At 66.8% G+C, this 16,747-nt stretch carries 18 protein-coding genes; 9 read left to right on the top strand and 9 right to left on the bottom strand.

Annotated features, from left to right (window positions below; genetic code table 11):
* Positions 1-12 precede the first annotated feature (12 nt).
* Positions 13-942: a spermidine synthase gene (locus AC1DBN_RS11075; RefSeq protein WP_477723184.1), complete on the top strand. Its 930-nt coding sequence runs from the start codon at positions 13-15 to the stop codon at positions 940-942.
* Here AC1DBN_RS11075 and AC1DBN_RS11070 read toward each other — a convergent pair.
* Positions 939-1,835 carry a LysR family transcriptional regulator gene (locus AC1DBN_RS11070; protein ID WP_477723183.1) on the bottom strand — a complete coding sequence of 299 codons (897 nt, stop codon included), beginning with the start codon at positions 1,833-1,835 and terminating at the stop codon, positions 939-941. The genes AC1DBN_RS11075 and AC1DBN_RS11070 overlap by 4 nt on opposite strands.
* Positions 1,836-1,966: 131 nt before the next feature.
* Between AC1DBN_RS11070 and AC1DBN_RS11065 the strand changes: the two genes are divergently transcribed.
* Together AC1DBN_RS11065 and AC1DBN_RS11060 are read left to right on the top strand one after the other, a co-directional pair.
* Positions 1,967-3,349 carry an MFS transporter gene (locus AC1DBN_RS11065; protein ID WP_477723182.1) on the top strand — a complete coding sequence of 461 codons (1,383 nt, stop codon included), beginning with the start codon at positions 1,967-1,969 and terminating at the stop codon, positions 3,347-3,349.
* 46 nt (positions 3,350-3,395) lie between these two features.
* Positions 3,396-4,145, top strand: coding sequence for a 3-hydroxybutyrate dehydrogenase (locus AC1DBN_RS11060; protein ID WP_477723181.1), 750 nt, complete (start codon positions 3,396-3,398; stop codon positions 4,143-4,145).
* Positions 4,146-4,212: 67 nt separating this feature from the next.
* On the opposite strand, the gene AC1DBN_RS11055 is transcribed toward AC1DBN_RS11060, so the two are convergent.
* Together AC1DBN_RS11055 and AC1DBN_RS11050 are read right to left on the bottom strand one after the other, a co-directional pair.
* Entirely contained in the window at positions 4,213-4,476 is a 264-nt protein-coding gene (locus AC1DBN_RS11055; protein ID WP_091717848.1) for a hypothetical protein, read from the bottom strand.
* 262 nt (positions 4,477-4,738) lie between these two features.
* On the bottom strand, positions 4,739-5,116 hold the full coding sequence (locus AC1DBN_RS11050; protein ID WP_477723180.1) for a winged helix-turn-helix transcriptional regulator: 378 nt from the start codon (positions 5,114-5,116) through the stop codon (positions 4,739-4,741).
* A gap of 140 nt (positions 5,117-5,256) precedes the next feature.
* Between AC1DBN_RS11050 and AC1DBN_RS11045 the strand changes: the two genes are divergently transcribed.
* Positions 5,257-6,123: an SDR family oxidoreductase gene (locus AC1DBN_RS11045; protein ID WP_477723179.1), complete on the top strand. Its 867-nt coding sequence runs from the start codon at positions 5,257-5,259 to the stop codon at positions 6,121-6,123.
* 98 nt (positions 6,124-6,221) lie between these two features.
* Here AC1DBN_RS11045 and AC1DBN_RS11040 read toward each other — a convergent pair whose 3' ends face one another.
* The 4 genes from AC1DBN_RS11040 to AC1DBN_RS11025 form a co-directional block, all read right to left on the bottom strand.
* A complete protein-coding gene (locus tag AC1DBN_RS11040; protein ID WP_477723178.1) occupies positions 6,222-6,857 on the bottom strand; it encodes a LysE family translocator in 636 nt (211 codons plus the stop codon).
* A 48-nt stretch (positions 6,858-6,905) separates the two neighbouring features.
* Positions 6,906-8,402: an amino acid permease gene (locus tag AC1DBN_RS11035; protein ID WP_477723177.1), complete on the bottom strand. Its 1,497-nt coding sequence runs from the start codon at positions 8,400-8,402 to the stop codon at positions 6,906-6,908.
* A 150-nt stretch (positions 8,403-8,552) separates the two neighbouring features.
* The gene (locus AC1DBN_RS11030; protein ID WP_477723176.1) at positions 8,553-9,143 is read right to left on the bottom strand and encodes a DinB family protein; all 591 of its coding nucleotides are present in this window, start codon (positions 9,141-9,143) and stop codon (positions 8,553-8,555) included.
* 63 nt (positions 9,144-9,206) lie between these two features.
* Positions 9,207-9,926, bottom strand: a complete 720-nt coding sequence (locus tag AC1DBN_RS11025; protein WP_477723175.1) for a class I SAM-dependent methyltransferase — start codon at positions 9,924-9,926, stop codon at positions 9,207-9,209.
* Between the two features lie 167 nt (positions 9,927-10,093).
* On the opposite strand from AC1DBN_RS11025, the gene AC1DBN_RS11020 reads away from it, so the two are divergent.
* The 4 genes from AC1DBN_RS11020 to AC1DBN_RS11005 all read left to right on the top strand — a co-directional run bounded on the left by AC1DBN_RS11020 (position 10,094) and on the right by AC1DBN_RS11005 (position 14,871).
* The gene (locus AC1DBN_RS11020) at positions 10,094-10,918 is read left to right on the top strand and encodes an IclR family transcriptional regulator (RefSeq protein WP_477723202.1); all 825 of its coding nucleotides are present in this window, start codon (positions 10,094-10,096) and stop codon (positions 10,916-10,918) included.
* Positions 10,919-11,130: 212 nt separating this feature from the next.
* Positions 11,131-12,873 (top strand): urocanate hydratase, encoded by a 1,743-nt coding sequence (locus AC1DBN_RS11015; RefSeq protein ID WP_477723174.1) that lies wholly within the window; start codon positions 11,131-11,133, stop codon positions 12,871-12,873.
* 5 nt (positions 12,874-12,878) lie between these two features.
* Positions 12,879-14,471, top strand: coding sequence for a histidine ammonia-lyase (gene hutH / locus AC1DBN_RS11010; RefSeq protein WP_314216498.1), 1,593 nt, complete (start codon positions 12,879-12,881; stop codon positions 14,469-14,471).
* A 163-nt stretch (positions 14,472-14,634) separates the two neighbouring features.
* Positions 14,635-14,871, top strand: coding sequence for a hypothetical protein (locus tag AC1DBN_RS11005; protein ID WP_045732783.1), 237 nt, complete (start codon positions 14,635-14,637; stop codon positions 14,869-14,871).
* A gap of 113 nt (positions 14,872-14,984) precedes the next feature.
* On the opposite strand, the gene AC1DBN_RS11000 is transcribed toward AC1DBN_RS11005, so the two are convergent.
* A complete protein-coding gene (locus AC1DBN_RS11000) occupies positions 14,985-15,245 on the bottom strand; it encodes a hypothetical protein (RefSeq protein WP_477723173.1) in 261 nt (86 codons plus the stop codon).
* 188 nt (positions 15,246-15,433) lie between these two features.
* On the opposite strand from AC1DBN_RS11000, the gene AC1DBN_RS10995 reads away from it, so the two are divergent.
* Entirely contained in the window at positions 15,434-16,303 is an 870-nt protein-coding gene (locus tag AC1DBN_RS10995) for a fumarylacetoacetate hydrolase family protein (RefSeq protein WP_477723172.1), read from the top strand.
* Between the two features lie 38 nt (positions 16,304-16,341).
* Here the strand turns inward: AC1DBN_RS10995 and AC1DBN_RS10990 are convergent, their stop codons facing one another.
* Positions 16,342-16,734 (bottom strand): universal stress protein, encoded by a 393-nt coding sequence (locus tag AC1DBN_RS10990; protein ID WP_091717866.1) that lies wholly within the window; start codon positions 16,732-16,734, stop codon positions 16,342-16,344.
* Positions 16,735-16,747 lie beyond the last annotated feature (13 nt).

Below are 16,747 nucleotides of genomic sequence, written 5' to 3'. Positions count from 1 at the left end.
GGGGCACGGGTAATGGCGAAACGCGGAAAGTCGGGTGGCCGCGGGCGTGCCGCGGCCGGCGTCGTGGAAAACCCGGGTCCCGGGTCCAAAGGTCCGGTGGAAGGCGTCTACTACGTTGATACCGGTGACTGCGAGCTGATCGCGGACCAGGACAACTCCACCGGCTGGCTCCTGAAAATCAACGGTGTCATGAGCTCGCACATCGACCTCGCAGACCCGCTGTTCCTCGACTTCGAATACATGCGGTGGATCGCCGCGCTCATCGAATCCCGCTGGCCGCCGTCGGACGCTTCGTCCACCCGGGGCGGGGCCGCCGATAACCCGGGGAAGTTGCGCGGCCTCCACCTCGGCGGCGGAGCCTGCTCCCTCGCCAGGTACTTCGCTGCTGCCTACCCGGACGCGCGGCAGGTGGTGGTGGAACTTGACGGCAAGCTCGCCGAGTACGTCCGCGGCTGGTTCGACCTGCCCAAGGCGCCGCTGCTCAGGATCCGGGTGGGGGAGGCCCGGGAGGTCACCGAAACCCTCACCGCGGACACCCGCGACTTCATCATCCGGGACGTCTTCGCCGGCGCTTTAACGCCGCGCCCACTGACCACCGCCGAGTTCAATCAGCATGTCCGCCGGGTCCTTGCCCCGGGCGGCGTGTACGTGGTGAACTCCGGGGACGCCCCGGACCTGAAGAGTGCCCGCGAGGACGCCGCCACGATCGCCGCTTCCTTCGAACACACCCTGATCATCGCCGATCCCGCCATGCTCAAGGGGCGGCGCTACGGAAACATGGTGATGGCCGGCAGCGACGTCCCCTTCGGTGACGATCCCAAACTGGCCCGCAGGCTGCTGGGCGGGGCGGTACCGGCGCACATCTGGGACGACGCCCAGGTCCGCGCCTTCGCGGCCGGCATCCCGGTGCGCCACGACCCCCCGGCACCTCCGGAGGATTAGCCCCTTCCCAGCAGCTTCTCCCGGTGCATCGTCATTTGTTCGCGCAGGGCCTGGACCACGGCGGCAACGGCCGGGCGGCGCATCGAATCGGGCCGCAGGACCATCCAGTAGGGGAGCAGTTCGGCGATCTGGTCCGGGAGCAGCCGGACCAGGTCATCGTGCAGGTCGCCCATGAAGCAGGGAAGGAAGCCGATGCCCGCGCCGGCGCGGGTCGCTTCAACGTGGACAAAGACGTTGGTGGACGTGAGCCCGTCCCGCATGGCCGGAACCAGGCGCCGCGGGGCGTCCAGGAGGTCCACCTGCAGCATGGAATCCACGAAGTAGACCAGCGGATGCCCGTTGAGGTCAGCCACGGTGCCAGGTGTGCCGTGCTCCGCCAGGTATGCGCGCGAGGCATACATCCCCAGCATGTACTCGCCCAGCCGGACCGCCTCCGCGCGGTGCACCTGCGGCTCACCCACCACCACTTCGATATCCAGGCCGGAGCGCTGCTGCAGCGCGCGCCGGGTCATGGTGACAACCTCCACGCTCAGCCCCGGGTGCGCGCGCCGGAGCCGGGCCACCGCGGGTGCGGCAATGTAGGCGCTGAAACCGTCCGTTGCGGTCATGCGTACGACGCCGGTAATGGGGTCGGGTGCGCGGCCGCCGGGTCCCAGCGTGGCCAGGACCTCCTCCACCTGCTCAGCCACGCGCACCGCCCGCTCGCCCAGTTCGGTCAGCTCCCAGCCGCCCGCCGCCCGCGCCAGGACGCGTCCGCCGAGCGACTTCTCCAGCGCGGCGATCCTGCGTGAAACGGTGGTGTGGTTCAAGCCCAAGGCCTGCGCCGCCGTCGTGAATTTCGCCGAACGTGACACCTCGAGGAGGACCAAAAGATCATCGGGGTTGGCATTCATATCTGCAATTGTGCACACAGCGGGTGCCTCTTTGGTCATTGAAGGCGCAAGATTGTGCAGCAATACTCAGGGTAGTCACTTGTGCTGGAGATCACAGCACGTGTCAACGTGGACACTAAAGGAGAAAACCAGTGAGCGTAGGAGAACGCCCGGCCAACCAGGGCGCCGGAACCCCCACAAAGGGTGGAGGACTAAAGAAGATCGTGGCCGCCTCCATGGTGGGCACCGTGGTGGAGTGGTATGAGTTTTTCCTCTATGCCACGGCCGCCACCCTGGTCTTCGGCAAGTACTTCTTCCCCTCCACCGGCAACGAGTTGGACGGCATCATCCAGGCCTTCATCACGTACGCGGTGGGATTCGTGGCCCGTCCGCTGGGCGGCATTGTCTTTGGCCAGATCGGCGACCGGCTGGGCCGCAAGCCCACCCTGCAGCTGACCATCGTGATCATCGGCGTCTCGACGTTCCTGATGGGCTGCCTCCCCGGCTTCGCCGACATCGGCTACCTGGCACCGGCCCTGCTGGTGTTCCTGCGCTTCATCCAGGGCTTTGCCCTCGGTGGTGAATGGGGCGGCGCCGTCCTGCTCGTGGCCGAACACAGCCCCAACAAGACCCGCGCCTTCTGGTCGAGCTGGCCGCAGGCCGCGGTGCCGGTGGGCAACCTGCTGGCCACGCTGGTCCTGTACATCATGTCCTCCACCCTCAGCAGCGAAGCCTTCCTCGGCTGGGGCTGGCGCGTGGCATTCTGGCTCTCCGCCGTGATCGTGTTCGTGGGCTACTACATCCGCCGGCATGTTTCCGAGGCCCCCATCTTCCTCGAAGCCAAGGAGCTCGTGGAGAAGGAAAAGGCCGTCAGCTACGGCGTGGGCGAGGTCATCCGGAAGTACCCCAAGGGCATCCTGCAGGCCATGGGCCTCCGCTTCGCCGAGAACATCATGTACTACCTGGTGGTCAGCTTCGCCATCGTGTATCTGAAGAGCGTCCACAAGTACGACACCTCGTCCCTGCTGCTGGCGCTGCTGATCGCGCACGTCATCCACTTCCTGGTGATCCCGCAGGTGGGCCGCCTGGTGGACCGCTGGGGCCGCAAGCCCGTCTACCTGGTGGGTGCCATCACCGGCGCCACCTGGCCGTTCTTCGCCTTCCCGATGTTCGATACCCGCAATGCCGTGGTCATCGTGCTCGCCGTGACCATCGGCCTGTGCCTGCACGCCTTCATGTACGCCGGCCAGCCCGCCATCATGGCCGAGCTGTTCCCCACCCGGATGCGGTACGCCGGCGTCTCGCTCGGATCCCAGGTGACGTCCATCTTCGCCGGCTCGCTGGCGCCGCTGCTCGCCACCCAGTGGCTCAAGGACACCGGTTCCTGGCTCCCCACAGCCATTTACCTGGTGGTTGCCTGCGCCATCACCGCGTTCGCCGTGCTGAGCCTGCGTGAAACCAAGGGGATTGCGCTGCAGGACGTGGACAAGGCCGACGCCGCCCGCGAGGGTCTGCTCAACGCCTCCGCGCGCTGAGCTGCCACGGCCCCACGACAGTCAGTGCGTACGAAGGGATTTTGAGATGGAACACGAACTGAATGGCCGGAAGGCCCTGGTCACCGGCGGTGCCGGCGGCATCGGTGCGGCCTGTGTCCGGGAACTTGCGGCCCGCGGGGCGAAAGTGGTGGTGGCCGATGTTGACGCAGCAGCGGCTGCCTCCCTCGCCGACGAAGTGGGAGGCACGTCCTGGGCCGTGGATCTGCTGGACGTGGACTCGCTCGCCACCCTGAGCCTGGACTGCGACATCCTGGTCAACAACGCCGGAATCCAGCGGATCAGCCCCATCGAGGAGTTCGATCCGGTGCAGTTCCGCCGGATCCTGGCCCTGATGCTGGAGGCGCCGTTCCTGCTCATCCGGGCCGCGCTGCCGCACATGTACGCCAACAAGTTCGGCCGCATCATCAACCTGTCCTCGGTGCACGGGCTCCGCGCCTCTCCGTTCAAGAGCGCGTACGTATCCGCCAAGCACGGCCTGGAGGGGCTGAGCAAGGTGACTGCGCTTGAGGGCGGGGAACACGGTGTCACGTCCAACTGCGTCAACCCCGGCTACGTCCGGACGCCGCTGGTGGAAAAGCAGATCGCGGACCAGGCGGCGGTTCACGGCATCCCCGAATCCGAAGTGCTGGCCAAGGTGATGCTCACGGAGGCGGCCGTTAAACGCCTGGTGGAGCCGGAGGAAGTGGCGTCCCTGGTGGCATGGCTGGCCTCCGACCATGCCGGCATGGTGACCGGTGCCAGCTACACCATGGACGGCGGCTGGTCTGCCAAGTAGGGCATCCGCTGCCCGCGAACCACCGCGTGAACCACTGAATGCCAGGCTGGGCTGGCCGCTCCGGCGGTCAGTCCAGCCTTCGCAGTTGCCGGTGGTCGTAGAAGAAGAGCCCGCGGACGGTTTTGACGCCAACGGTGGTTCCCTCCTGCGTTACCACTGTCCCTTCGTGCCTGCCGTTGAAGGGGTCGTCCCCCAGCACGGCATCCCCGATCCGGTAGGGGCTGCGGGGGCGCAGTGCCTCAACCGCCCTGCCCCATCCCAGCGCCACCGCCGAGCCAAGGCTGATGGGACGGCCCATGCCGGACAGGTCCTGGACATCACTCGTATCCATGCGTACCAACTCCCAGGCGGCAGCCTGCCGCTCAGTCGCGGTGCCTGGTGCCGGAACGCTCCCCAGCAGAGGATGGTCCTCGTAATCCCGGCATGCACCTTACGCCAAAGCTATGCGCTAATCACACCAGTCACACCAGTAACAGGTACTCAGGTTTGAAAGCAGCACTACCCGGAGGAGGACACGGGAAGGTCACGGAGCCTGGCGGCCCACGGGAGCCGGTTTGTTGGGGCTGCCTGGCAGCCCATGCCGGGGCCTTACCTCAGGTCCTGCCGTTGATGATTTCCTCGGCATTATCGAAGGTCCACGCCACCAGGGGCACCAGCAATGCGCTGAGTTCGTAGCCTTTTTCCGTCAGGCTGTAGTCCACCCGCGGCGGGATGACGGGCTGTGCGTCCCGGCTCACCAGGCCGTCCCGTTCCAGGGTTTTCAGGGTCTGCGCCAGCATCTTCTCACTGATGCCCTCCGCCCTGCGCCGCAGTTTGCTCCACCGTTGCGATCCCTCGGAGAGGGCAATGAGGATCAGGACGCCCCATTTGCTGGTGACGTGGTCCAGAAGCGTCCTGCTGGGGCATCCGGCGGGGAACACGCCGTCGGAAAAACTGAGCGGAAGGGGAGCGGGCTGGAGGGTTGCATCCATGGCACCAGCTTACCGTTGGGGCAGTACCTTACCGGTAGGTGAGTACCTTACTTCAAAGTGCGTACTCTCTTTCGGGAAGCAATCCCCTGAGGACATGGTTGTGACCTTTGACAGAGCAACCATCCCGAAAGGATCCACCCATGAGCATCGTCGTTACCGGAGCCACCGGACACCTGGGCCGCCACGTCCTCGAAGCACTGCTGGAGCGCAACGTTCCCGCAGGTGACATCGTGGCCGCCGGACGTTCCGTGGACAAGCTGGCAGATTTCGCCGCCAAGGGCGTCAGCGTCGTGTCCGTCGATTACTCGGACGCCGCCTCCGTGGCAGCTGCCCTCAAGGGTGCCACCCGCGTCCTGCTGATCTCGGGCAGTGAAGTGGGCCAGCGGGTGGAGCAGCACCGCACCGTCATCGAGGCCGCCAAGGCCGAGGGCGGCGTGGAACTGCTCGCCTACACCAGCATCGCCAACGCCGACACCACCGGCATGAAGCTGGCGGACGAGCACAAGGCAACCGAGGAGCTCCTGCGTGAATCAGGCGTTCCGTTCGCCCTGCTGCGCAACGGCTGGTACCTGGAGAACTACACGGAGCAGCTGCCCGGGACCCTCGCGCAGGGTGCCATTGCCGGCAGCGCGGGTGACGGCAAGGTCAGCGGTGCGTCGCGGCAGGATTACGCGCAGGCGGCCGCAGCCGTGCTGGTGGCCGACGGCCAGGCCGGCAAGGTGTACGAGCTTGGCGGCGACCACGCCTTCAGCATGGCCGACCTCGCCGCGGAAATCACCGCGGCCACGGGCACGGACATCAGCTACAACAACATGACCAGCGGCGAATACGCAGGCCTCCTGGCCCAGGTGGGTGTTCCGCAGGCATTCGCGGAGATCCTGGCAGACTCGGACCTGGGCATCGCCCGGGGCGATCTCCTGGTCAGCACCGGCGATCTGCAGAAGCTGATCGGACGCCCGACGACGTCCCTCGCCGAGGCGGTCCGGTCCGCCGCGGCTTCGGCCTAGCCAACGCAAACGGTGCCCGGTCCCTTTCGAGGGGCCGGGCACCGTTGCGTTCGGTGAGCTGTGTTTGCTGTGCTTCCCTGCGGGGCCGCGGGCGAGTCCTAGGATTTGCTGCCCGTCAGGGCCAGCGTCCCGCCGAGGCCGATCATCAGCGCGCCGCCTGTTGCCTTGACGGTGGAAACCCGGCGCGGCGACCTGGCGAACCATTCCCGGGCGGTTCCGGCGGCAACGGCCCACAGGCTGTCGGAAACCACTGCAATGACGAGGAACACCGCGCCGAGGAACCCCAGCTGCAGGGGAATCGCTCCCGACGGATAGTCGACGAATTGCGGGAGTACCGCCACGAAGAACACTACGGACTTCGGATTGGTGGCACCCACCACCGCCCCTTCCGCCACCAGCCGCCGCGGGCGTGTGGCGGTTGGGCGGCCTTCGGAACCGGCGGGGGCCTTCCGATGCCTGATGGCCTGGACGCCCAGGTAGATAAGGTAGGCAGCCCCGGCGAATTTAACTGCGCTGAAGAGCAGCAGCGACTGAGCCACCAGCACCCCAACCCCCAACGCCACCGCAGCCACCTGCAGCAGCTGGCCGCAGGCATTGCCCAGCACTGTCAGGACGCCGCCCCTCCAGCCCAGGGCCAGGGACCGGCCGATGACGAACAGGACGCTGGGGCCGGGGACGGCGATCAGCACCGCCGAGGCCAGTGCAAACGCCAGGAGGCTGGGGGCAGGAACCATGCCTGATCTTAGCCCCGGAAGGAGCCCACTGACGCTGCTTTGTCCCTCCTAATCCGCCGGGGTGTGCGCGGCTCGCTCCACCACCGGCAGCGGCGACGTTTCGTCCTCGAGGTGGGCCCGCCGTCGTCCGTCACCCTTGACCCACAGGCGGTAGCCGAGGACCAGCAGTCCCAGCCATGCTGCGCCGACGTAGAGGGCGATCCGGGTGTCCTCGAAGGCGCCCAGCACCACGATGACCAGTGCCATGAAGGCGATGGTCAGCACCGATGCCGCCGGCCACCACGGCGAGGGGAACTCCGACGCCGGGAGTCCGCCGTGCTTGATTTCCCGCTTCATTGCCACATGGGAAGCGAGGATCATGACCCACACCCACACGGTGGCGAACGTGGCGATCGAGGCGATGACCAGGAAGACGTCCTCGGGGATGACGGCGTTCAGGACCACGCCCACCAGGAGGATCGCGGTCATCATCACCACCGTCATCCACGGAACTCCGTGCCGGGAGACCTTGCCGAAGGCAGCGGGGGCATGGCCCTGCTGCGAGAGTCCGAAGAGGATGCGTCCGGCACCGAAGATGTCGCTGTTGATTGCCGAAAGCGCTGCGGTGATGACCACGGCGTTCAGGATATGCGGCGCGGCCGGGATGCCCAGCCCGCTGAAGATCTGGACGAAGGGGCTTCCGCTGCTTCCCACCTCGTTCCAGGGGAAGAGGCTCATGAGTACGCCGAGGGTGAGGACGTAGAACAGCAGTACGCGGACGGGAACGGTGTTGACGGCCTTGGGGATGACCTTCTTGGGCTCGGCTGCTTCGCCCGCGGTGATGCCGAGGGTTTCGATGCCGCCGAAGGCGAACATCACCACGGCAAAGGATGCCAGGAGCCCGCCGAATCCGTTGGGGAACAGGCCGCCGTGCTCAACGAGGTTGCCCAGGCCCGGTGCCACGCTGGAGCCGCCGGCCTGGAAGCCGAAGGCGATGATGGCTGCCCCGCCGGCGATCATCGCAACGATGGCTGCCACCTTGATCAGCGAGAACCAGAACTCGAGCTCGCCGAAGACCTTGACGCTGAGGAGGTTCAGGGCGGCCAGGAAGCAGATGATGGCCAGGATCCAGATCCAGCGGTCTACCTGTGGAAACCAGAAGCCCATGTAGATGCTGAACGCCGTGACGTCGGCGATGGCCACGATCGCCATCTCGAACACGTACGTCCAGCCGGTCACGAAGCCGGCCAGCGGGCCACGGTAGCGGCTGGCGTACTGGCCGAAGGAGCCGGATACCGGGTGCCGCACGGCCATCTCGCCCAGCGCCCGCATCACCATGAAGACCGCGGCGCCGCCGATGATGTAGGCCAGCAGGACGGCGGGGCCCGCCTTCTGGATGGCGGACGCGGAGCCATAGAAGAGGCCGGTGCCGATGGCCGAACCCAGGGCCATGAAGCGGATGTGGCGGACGTTCAGCCCGCGGTTCAGGACGCTTCCGACGGCGGCTGCCGGGGTCTGCTGTCCGGCGCGGCTTTCGTTCCGGGTTGGGGATGGTGCTTGTTGCATACACTTACCTTCTCGTCTTTGGGAGGGGAGCCGCTAACCAGCAGACCACTTCCGGGGACGCCGTGATGAGCCTCACGCAGGCTTGGTGTCTTTGATTTCAGACTGTCCGGGCGGCCCTGGTGGTTGGGCCCGGCGCCGGCTGTGTGTCGGTTACCCTCGCCCTTCAGCCGATGCTGTCCGCGCTGCACTTTCGATGGCGGCGCGGTGGCTGGCCCATTCCTCCGGGGTCCGGGACGTCAGGTTGGGATCGCCGGGACGCTGGCCTGCCGTCCCGTCGATCAGTTCGCGAAGGATGTCGGCGTGGCCCAGGTGGTGCGCCCGCTCGGCAACCATGTGCACCAGGATCTGGTGCAGCGTGACCTGGCTTCGCTCCTCCGGCCACCACGGCACGGACCCCGCTGCATCCAGCGGCAGGGCTTCGATGGTGGCATCGCTGTGCTCGCCGGCGAACCGGTGCAGCTCGAGGATGTCCGCGAGGGACTCGTCGGCGGCTGCCCACATGTCCGCATCGGGAAGGGCGTCGGCGTCCAGCCAGGGCAGGTGCCGCCCGCTGGGCCGGCCGAAGACCACGCCAAAATAGTCGAGCTCCACGCTGGCCACGTGCTTAACCAGGCCCAGCAGGTTGGTGCCGGTGGGTGTCAGCGGCCGGCGGGCGTCGTACTCGCTCAGCCCATCGAGCTTACCGAGCAGATTGTCGCGCCGGACGCGAAGGTACCGGTGCAGTGTCTCTTTCTCATCCATGCAAGGCACCCTACCCACATGGTCCGCCTATCGGTTCCGTGTCAGCGCGCCATCACGTCCGGGTCACACAGCGCGGCAGACGAAAACCATGATGGGCGCGTCATCCGTGAAGGGCGTACGCACCCAGTCGCCGTAGGTTGCCTCCACGGCGAAGCCCGCTTCGACAAGGTCATCGGCCATGGAGTTGCGGTCGCGGAATGCCAATAGCTGCGTGTCGTGGACGCGTTCACCGGTGGCGGCAAACGTGGTGGACGCCTGAAGCTTCACGACTCCCGGTTCCGGTGCGGAGACAGTCCTCCGCTCGATCAATGGCCCGTGCAGGCTGTCCCGTCGTTTGTCCACAAATGCCCAGTTGTCCCAGGCGCGCGCCGCCGGATTCCGGCTTTCGAAGGCCAGCGTTCCGCCAGTTGCCATGGCCAGACGGAGGTCGTGAAGTGTCCGGGACCAGTCATCGCCCGGAATGGCCTGGACAACATTTCCGGTCATGATGGCGAAGTCGTAGCCCGTCCCGGGGATGCTCCTGCTGTCGCCCACCACCCAGTCGACGTGTGCAGCGCCCGGCCGGTTGCGGGCGAAGCCGATCATCGCTGCTGACGGGTCAACTCCCACCACAGTGCGTTCTGCCGAGGCAAGGGTGACAGTGAGGATGCCTGTGCCGCACCCCAGATCCACCACGTTCCGGGCAGACACTTCGCTGGCCAGGCCGCGGTAGAAATCATGGTCCGGCCCGTCAGGATTGTCCTGGTCATATAAATCTACGAGCCGCGGGTGGTAGTCGGTCATGCTGGCCAGCCTAGGCCACGCAATACCCGGCCTGCGGATCCCGTTTGTCCGGAATACCAGACAGTCGGCTTCTGAACGGCCACTTTGCTGCCCCGATGGAGATGCATGCTTGAGTATGGGATCCCGGACACGGCCGGATCCCGGTGAAGGGAGTGCGGATGGTTGCCATGGAGGCGATGCCGGGGGCAGCGGAACAGCCGGCGCAGGATGCCAGGCCGGCGTCGAAGGTCCCGGCTGCCGAGAACACGCTCCGGATCCTCAAGCTGCTGGCCTCCCGCCGCGGCCCGATGGCCGCCTCCCAGATCGCCTCGTCGCTGGGCCTGCCGCGCTCCAGTGTCTACCACTTGCTGGGGGTGATGGAGGCGAACGGATTTGTGCTGCACCTGCATGAGGAGCAGCGCTACGGCCTGGGGATCAGCGCCTTCGAGCTGAGCTCCGCGTACTCCAGGCAGGCGCCGCTTTCCCGGCTGGGCCGGCCCCTGCTGGCGTCGCTGGTGGACGCGTTGGGGGAGAGTGCGCACCTGGCTGTCCTCCACGGCCGAGACGTGCTGTACATCGTGGAGGAGCGGGCCAAGAACCGCCCATCGCTGGTGACCGACGTCGGCGTCCGGCTTCCCAGCCACCTCACCGCCAGCGGCCGGGCCATCCTGGCGGCCCTCCCGAAATCCCAGGTCCGCGCTCTGTACCCCAACGCCGCCGCGTTCACCGCGAGGCACGAAACTGAATCGCCCATCATGAAGTACTCGGCGCTTTCCTCGCACCTGGACCAGGTGCGGCAGCGCGGCTACGCCACCGAACATGGCGAGGTGACCCCCGGTTTCGGCTCCATCGCCGCAGCCGTGACCGACCACCTTGGCTGGCCCACCGCCGCTGTGGCTGTCACCTTCCTGGAGGAGAAACTCGCCGCGGACTCCTGGCCAGTCCTGGCCGCCCGGGTGCAAAAGGTGGCCAACGAACTGTCCGTCCGCATCCACGGACGGCCCGCCACCTAGCCCCACTTGCGCCATCACTTCGGGTCCCTAAAGCCGCCTGTCAGGGCCTCGAGGTGATAGGGCAACGGACGACGGCTGGCATGTCTGGAATCCCGGACAGCACCCCCGCGAAACCCCTGTAAGGCCCGTTCCCAAAGGGCTTTAGTAGATACAGAAGCACTTTTCCATCCCGGACTTCCGCAGAACCAGACACACAATGAAAAGGAGCCATCATGGCACCCGCCGATTTCACCACCGGTGCCCGCCCGGTCAAAGCAGCCCGCGGCACTGAGCTCACCGCCAAGTCCTGGCAGACCGAAGCGCCGCTGCGCATGCTGATGAACAACCTGGACCCCGAGGTGGCAGAACGCCCGGATGACCTGGTGGTCTATGGCGGCACGGGCCGCGCCGTCCGTTCCTGGGCCGCGTTCGACGCCATCACCCGCACCCTGGAAACCATGGAAAAGGATGAGACCCTCCTGGTCCAGTCCGGCAAGCCGGTGGGCGTGTTCCGCACCCACGAATGGGCGCCGCGGGTGCTGCTGGCCAACTCCAACCTGGTGGGTGACTGGGCAACCTGGCCCGAGTTCCGCCGCCTCGAGGCCGAAGGCCTGCTGATGTACGGCCAGATGACGGCAGGCTCCTGGATCTACATCGGCACGCAGGGCATCCTGCAGGGCACTTACGAAACCTTCGCCGCCGTCGGACGCAAACTTGCCGACGCCCGGCAGGACACCGCCGGCCACCCCGCGCCGGCAGAGGAAGGGTCCACCGAAGGACCCCTCGCCGGAACCCTGACCCTGACCGGCGGCTGCGGCGGGATGGGCGGCGCCCAGCCGCTGGCCGTCACCCTCAACGACGGCGCATGCCTGATCGTCGACGTCGACGAATCCCGCCTGCGCCGCCGCGCCGGCAAGCGCTACCTGGACGAGGTTGAAACAGACCTCGACGCCGCCATCGCCAAGGTACTAAAGGCCAAGGAAGAGCGCCGCGGCTGGTCTGTGGGCTACGTGGGCAACGCCGCCGAGGTCTTCCCGGAACTGCTCCGCCGCCACCAGGCCGGCGAGTTGACCATCGACGTCGTCACGGACCAGACCAGCGCCCACGATCCCCTGTCTTACCTGCCTGAGGGCATCACGGTGGAGGAATGGCACACCGAGGCGGAGGCCGATCCCGAGGGGTTCACCAAGAAGGCCCAGGCCTCAATGGCGCGCCACGTGCAGGCGATGGTGGAATTCCAGGACGCCGGCGCCGAGGTCTTCGACTACGGAAACTCCATCCGCGATGAAGCCCGCAAGGGTGGCTACGCCCGGGCGTTCGAATTCCCCGGCTTCGTCCCCGCTTACATCCGACCCCTGTTCTGCGAGGGCCTCGGCCCGTTCCGCTGGGTGGCACTGTCCGGTGATCCGGAGGATATCCGCGTCACCGACGAAGCCATCAAGGAACTCTTCCCCGAGAACAAGCACCTCCACAAGTGGATCGATGCCGCCCAGGAGCGCGTCGAGTTCGAAGGCCTGCCCGCCCGCATCTGCTGGCTGGGATACGGCGAGCGCGCCAAGGCCGGGCTGCTGTTCAACAAGCTCGTCAAGGAAGGCAAGGTCAAGGCTCCCATCGTGATCGGCCGTGACCACCTGGACTCCGGCTCCGTCGCCTCCCCGTACCGGGAAACCGAAGCCATGGCCGACGGCTCGGACGCCATCGCCGACTGGCCGCTGCTGAACGCCCTCCTCAACACCTCCTCGGGTGCCACCTGGGTGTCCATCCACCACGGCGGCGGCGTCGGCATCGGCCGCTCCATCCACGCCGGCCAGGTCTCCGTGGCCGACGGCACCGACCTCGCCGCGGAAAAGCTCGAACGCCTCCTCACCAACGATCCCGGCATGGGCGTCATCCGCCACGTCGACGCCGGCTATGACCGCGCCGCCGAGGTCGCCAAGGAACGCGGCGTCCGCATCCCCATGAATGAGAGCAAGTAACCACCATGACTGCAATTACCCACGAACCGCTGACCGTCACCCTCGGATCCGCCGGCGTCACGCCTGAGGATGTGCTCGCCGTCGCGCGCCACAACGCCAAGGTGACCATCTCGCAGGACGCCCTGGACACCGTTGCCAGGGTCCGCGCCCACATTGACGGCCTCGCGGCCAGCGACATCCCGGCCTACGGCATCTCCACCGGCTTCGGAGCGCTGGCCAACCGGCACATCCCCAACGACCTCCGCACCCAGCTGCAGAAGTCGCTGATCCGCAGCCACGCCGCCGGCATGGGCCCGGCCGTTGAGCGGGAGGTGGTGCGCGGCATCATGTTCCTGCGCGCCAAGACCCTGGCATCCGGCCGTACGGGCGTCCGCCCGGTGGTCCTGCAGACTATGGTGGACGTCCTCAACGCCGGCATCACGCCGGTGGTCCGCGAGTTCGGCTCGCTCGGCTGCTCCGGCGACCTCGCGCCCCTCTCGCATTGCGCCCTGGTGCTGATGGGCGAAGGCGAGGCGGAAGGGCCCGACGGCGTCCGCTATGGCGGGCGCGGAGAGGAACCTGTCGCCGGGCTGTTGGCAGAGCACGGCATCGAGCCCGTCATCCTCGCCGAGAAGGAAGGCCTGGCGCTGGTCAACGGCACCGAGGGCATGCTGGGCATGCTGCTGATGGCCATCGCTGACCTCCGCAAACTGCTGACGACGGCGGACATCACCGCCGCGCTCAGCGTCGAGGCGCTGCTGGGCACAGACCAGGTGTTCCTGCCCGAACTGCACGCAGCCCTGCGGCCGCACCCGGGCCAGGCCGCCAGCGCAGACAACATGCTGCGGGTCCTTTCCAACTCCCCGATCGTCGCATCCCACCGGGTGGGGGATACCAAAGTCCAGGACGCCTACTCGCTGCGCTGCGCACCCCAGGTGGCCGGGGCCGTCCGAGACACCGTGGACCACGCCGAGCTGGTGGCATCCCGCGAGCTCGCCGCGGCCATCGACAACCCCGTGGTGCTGCCGGACGGGCGGGTCAGCTCCAACGGCAACTTCCATGGCGCGCCGGTGGCCTACGTCCTGGACTACCTGGCCATCGCCGTGGCGGACCTCAGCTCCATCGCCGAGCGCCGCACGGACCGGATGTTGGACCCGGCGCGTTCGCACGGTCTGCCCGCTTTCCTTGCCGCGGACCCCGGCGTGGACTCGGGCCTGATGATCGCCCAGTACACCCAGGCCGGCCTGGTTTCTGACAACAAGCGGCTGGCAGTGCCCGCCTCCGTTGACTCCATCCCCAGCTCCGCCATGCAGGAGGACCACGTGTCCATGGGCTGGCACGCTGCCCGGAAGCTCCGCAAGGCTGTGGAGAACCTCCGACGGGTCCTGGCCATCGAGCTGGTGACCTCTGCCCGGGCGCTGGACATGCGCACGCAGCTGTCCGGCGGCGCCCTCACGCCGGGGCCGGCGGGCACCGCCGTCGTGGCCGCATTGCGCACCGTGGTGGACGGTCCGGGGACGGACCGCTTCCTTTCGCCGGAACTCGAAGCGGCTGACCGCCTCGTTTCCTCCGGCGACGTGCTCAGGGCAGCCGAATCCGCCGTCGGAACGTTGGCCTGATACCGAAGAATCTTCAGCGTCTGCGCACTCCGCGTCCATCAGTTGGAATTTTGGCCGACACGGCGGCCGGTGGCACGCGGAGTGTAGTAGAACTGAAGGTGTAGTGAAAGTCACACCGAAGACGCTGTGACGGCAGAACGCATACAAAGGGGTAGTAGTTCAAATGAAAGCACGTGGGGCAGTCCTGTCGAGGCGCCATGCCCATTCCGCCGCGGTATCCGACTGGAAATCACTCCAGGTTGGCGACCACGTCGAGATCATGAAGCATGCGCATGTGGTAGCCGCCGGTGAGGTGGAAGAAGTATCCCAGAGCGGAAACGTCCTCTGGCTTGTACCTGCCGGGCCGGCGGAGAAGCAGCTCTTCCTCAAGTCCGACGGCGTGCAGGTGCGCCGCAGCTAGCATTACGGCCCGCACCACGGAACGGACCAAACGGAATCCCCGTCCTGCCTCACGGCAGGGCGGGGATTTTCGCGTTTTTAGGTTGTCTGCCGGTAGCGGCCGCAACGGCGGTGTCAGGCCGCGATGGCCTCGAACGTCTGGCCGAACGGCACCGACTCGTCCAGCGCAACCGTGTAGCGGCCGGGGTACAGGCGGGTCACCAGGATGCCGCAGGAAGCCTCCTGTGCTGCGACGCTGATCAGCTCGGCAACTGCGTCTTCCAGTCCGGCGTGGACTTCACTGGCACTGGAGAATTCCAGGTCGATGGACCGGTGCGCGGGCGCTTCGGCAAGGCCAAAAGCGGCGGGACGGCGTTCCAAGGTAGCTGTACTCATGTGCTGAACTTTCTGTGTTTTTTTGCCTGAAGCTACAACAGTTTACCGGTTGACGGGCCAGATGTCAGATGTCTGTTCTCTAAACGCCGGTCATAAACCGCCAGTTCACGGTGCACGGCAGCAATCCGCGACCATGGAGTGGGGCACGGAGCACCCGGCCCGCAACCCGCCATCAAAGGAGATCCGCCATGAAAATCATGCGCCTGGGCAACGCCGGCGAGGAGCAGCCGGCAGTACTGGTTCCCGCAGCGGACGGCACCGACAGGTACTTCAGCCTGCTGCCGCTCACCTCGGATGTGGACGGCGGATTCCTCGCCGCCGATGGCCTGGACCGGGTGCGGAAAGCCCTGGCGGCAGGGGAACTGCCACTCCTTGAGAATGCCGGGGACCTTCGTGTTGGTGCTCCGCTGGCCCGGCCGGGCTCGGTGGTGGGCATCGGCATGAATTACGCCGCCCACGCGGCCGAATCCGGCTCCGCGCCGCCGGAAATCCCCGTGGTCTTCCTCAAGCCAACCAACACTGTCACAGGACCCTGCGATCCTGCCCCCATTCCGCCGCACGCCCGGAAGTACGACTGGGAAGTGGAACTCGGCATCGTGATCGGCAAGGAGGCCAGCTACCTCACGTCCGAAGAAGAGGCCCGGGAGTGCATCGCCGGATACGTCACGGCCAACGACCTTTCCGAACGCGAATACCAGATCCCCGGAGCGGCGGGCCAGTGGACCAAAGGCAAGTCGCTTCCAGGGTCCACGCCGCTGGGGCCGTGGCTGGTTCCGGCAGGGGATGTTGACGCCGGAAACCTGTCCCTGGGCAGTTGGGTCAACGGGGACGTGCGCCAGGATTCGAACACGGGGGGACTGATCTTCAGCCCGGCCACGCTGGTCCACCACTGCAGCCAGTACATGCGGCTGGAGCCCGGTGATGTGATCATCACCGGGACTCCGGAGGGGGTGGCGCTGAGCGGCCGCTTCCCCTACCTCCAGCCGGGGGATGTGGTGGAGGTGGAGGTGGAAGGGCTGGGCCGCCAGCGCCAGGAGCTGTACCGCGCGGGTGCGTGACACGGTGCCGCCCGCGCCGGCGCCTGACGCCGGTGGGGCTAACCCGCCTTGACGGCCAGGACGGGGCAGTCGGCTTCCAGCAGGATCCGCTGCGAGACGCTGCCCATGATCAGCTTGCCCACCGGGGTCCGGCGGCGCAGGCCGATCACGATCAGCTCGGCGTTGTGCTCCTCGGCCGCGTCGAGGACTTCCGCTGCGGCATCGTGGCCACGGACCGGCTGCTTGATCACGTGGTCGATGCCCTGGGTGGCAAGACGGTCCTCGATGCTTTGGATCTCCTGCTCCTGGGCGTAGCGGTTATCCACCAGGGCGTCACCCTTGGAGGAGTTGATGACCAGCAGGGTGGTGCTGTTCCTGCGGGCCTCGGCGATAGCCTGGGTGAGGGCGGCTTCGCCTTCGGGTGTCGGGACGTATCCCACCACGATGGTCATGGTGTCTCCTTTG

The sequence above is a fragment of the Pseudarthrobacter sp. 10T415 genome, from assembly GCF_056394175.1.
This window is presented reverse-complemented; position numbering and strand designations above follow the sequence as displayed.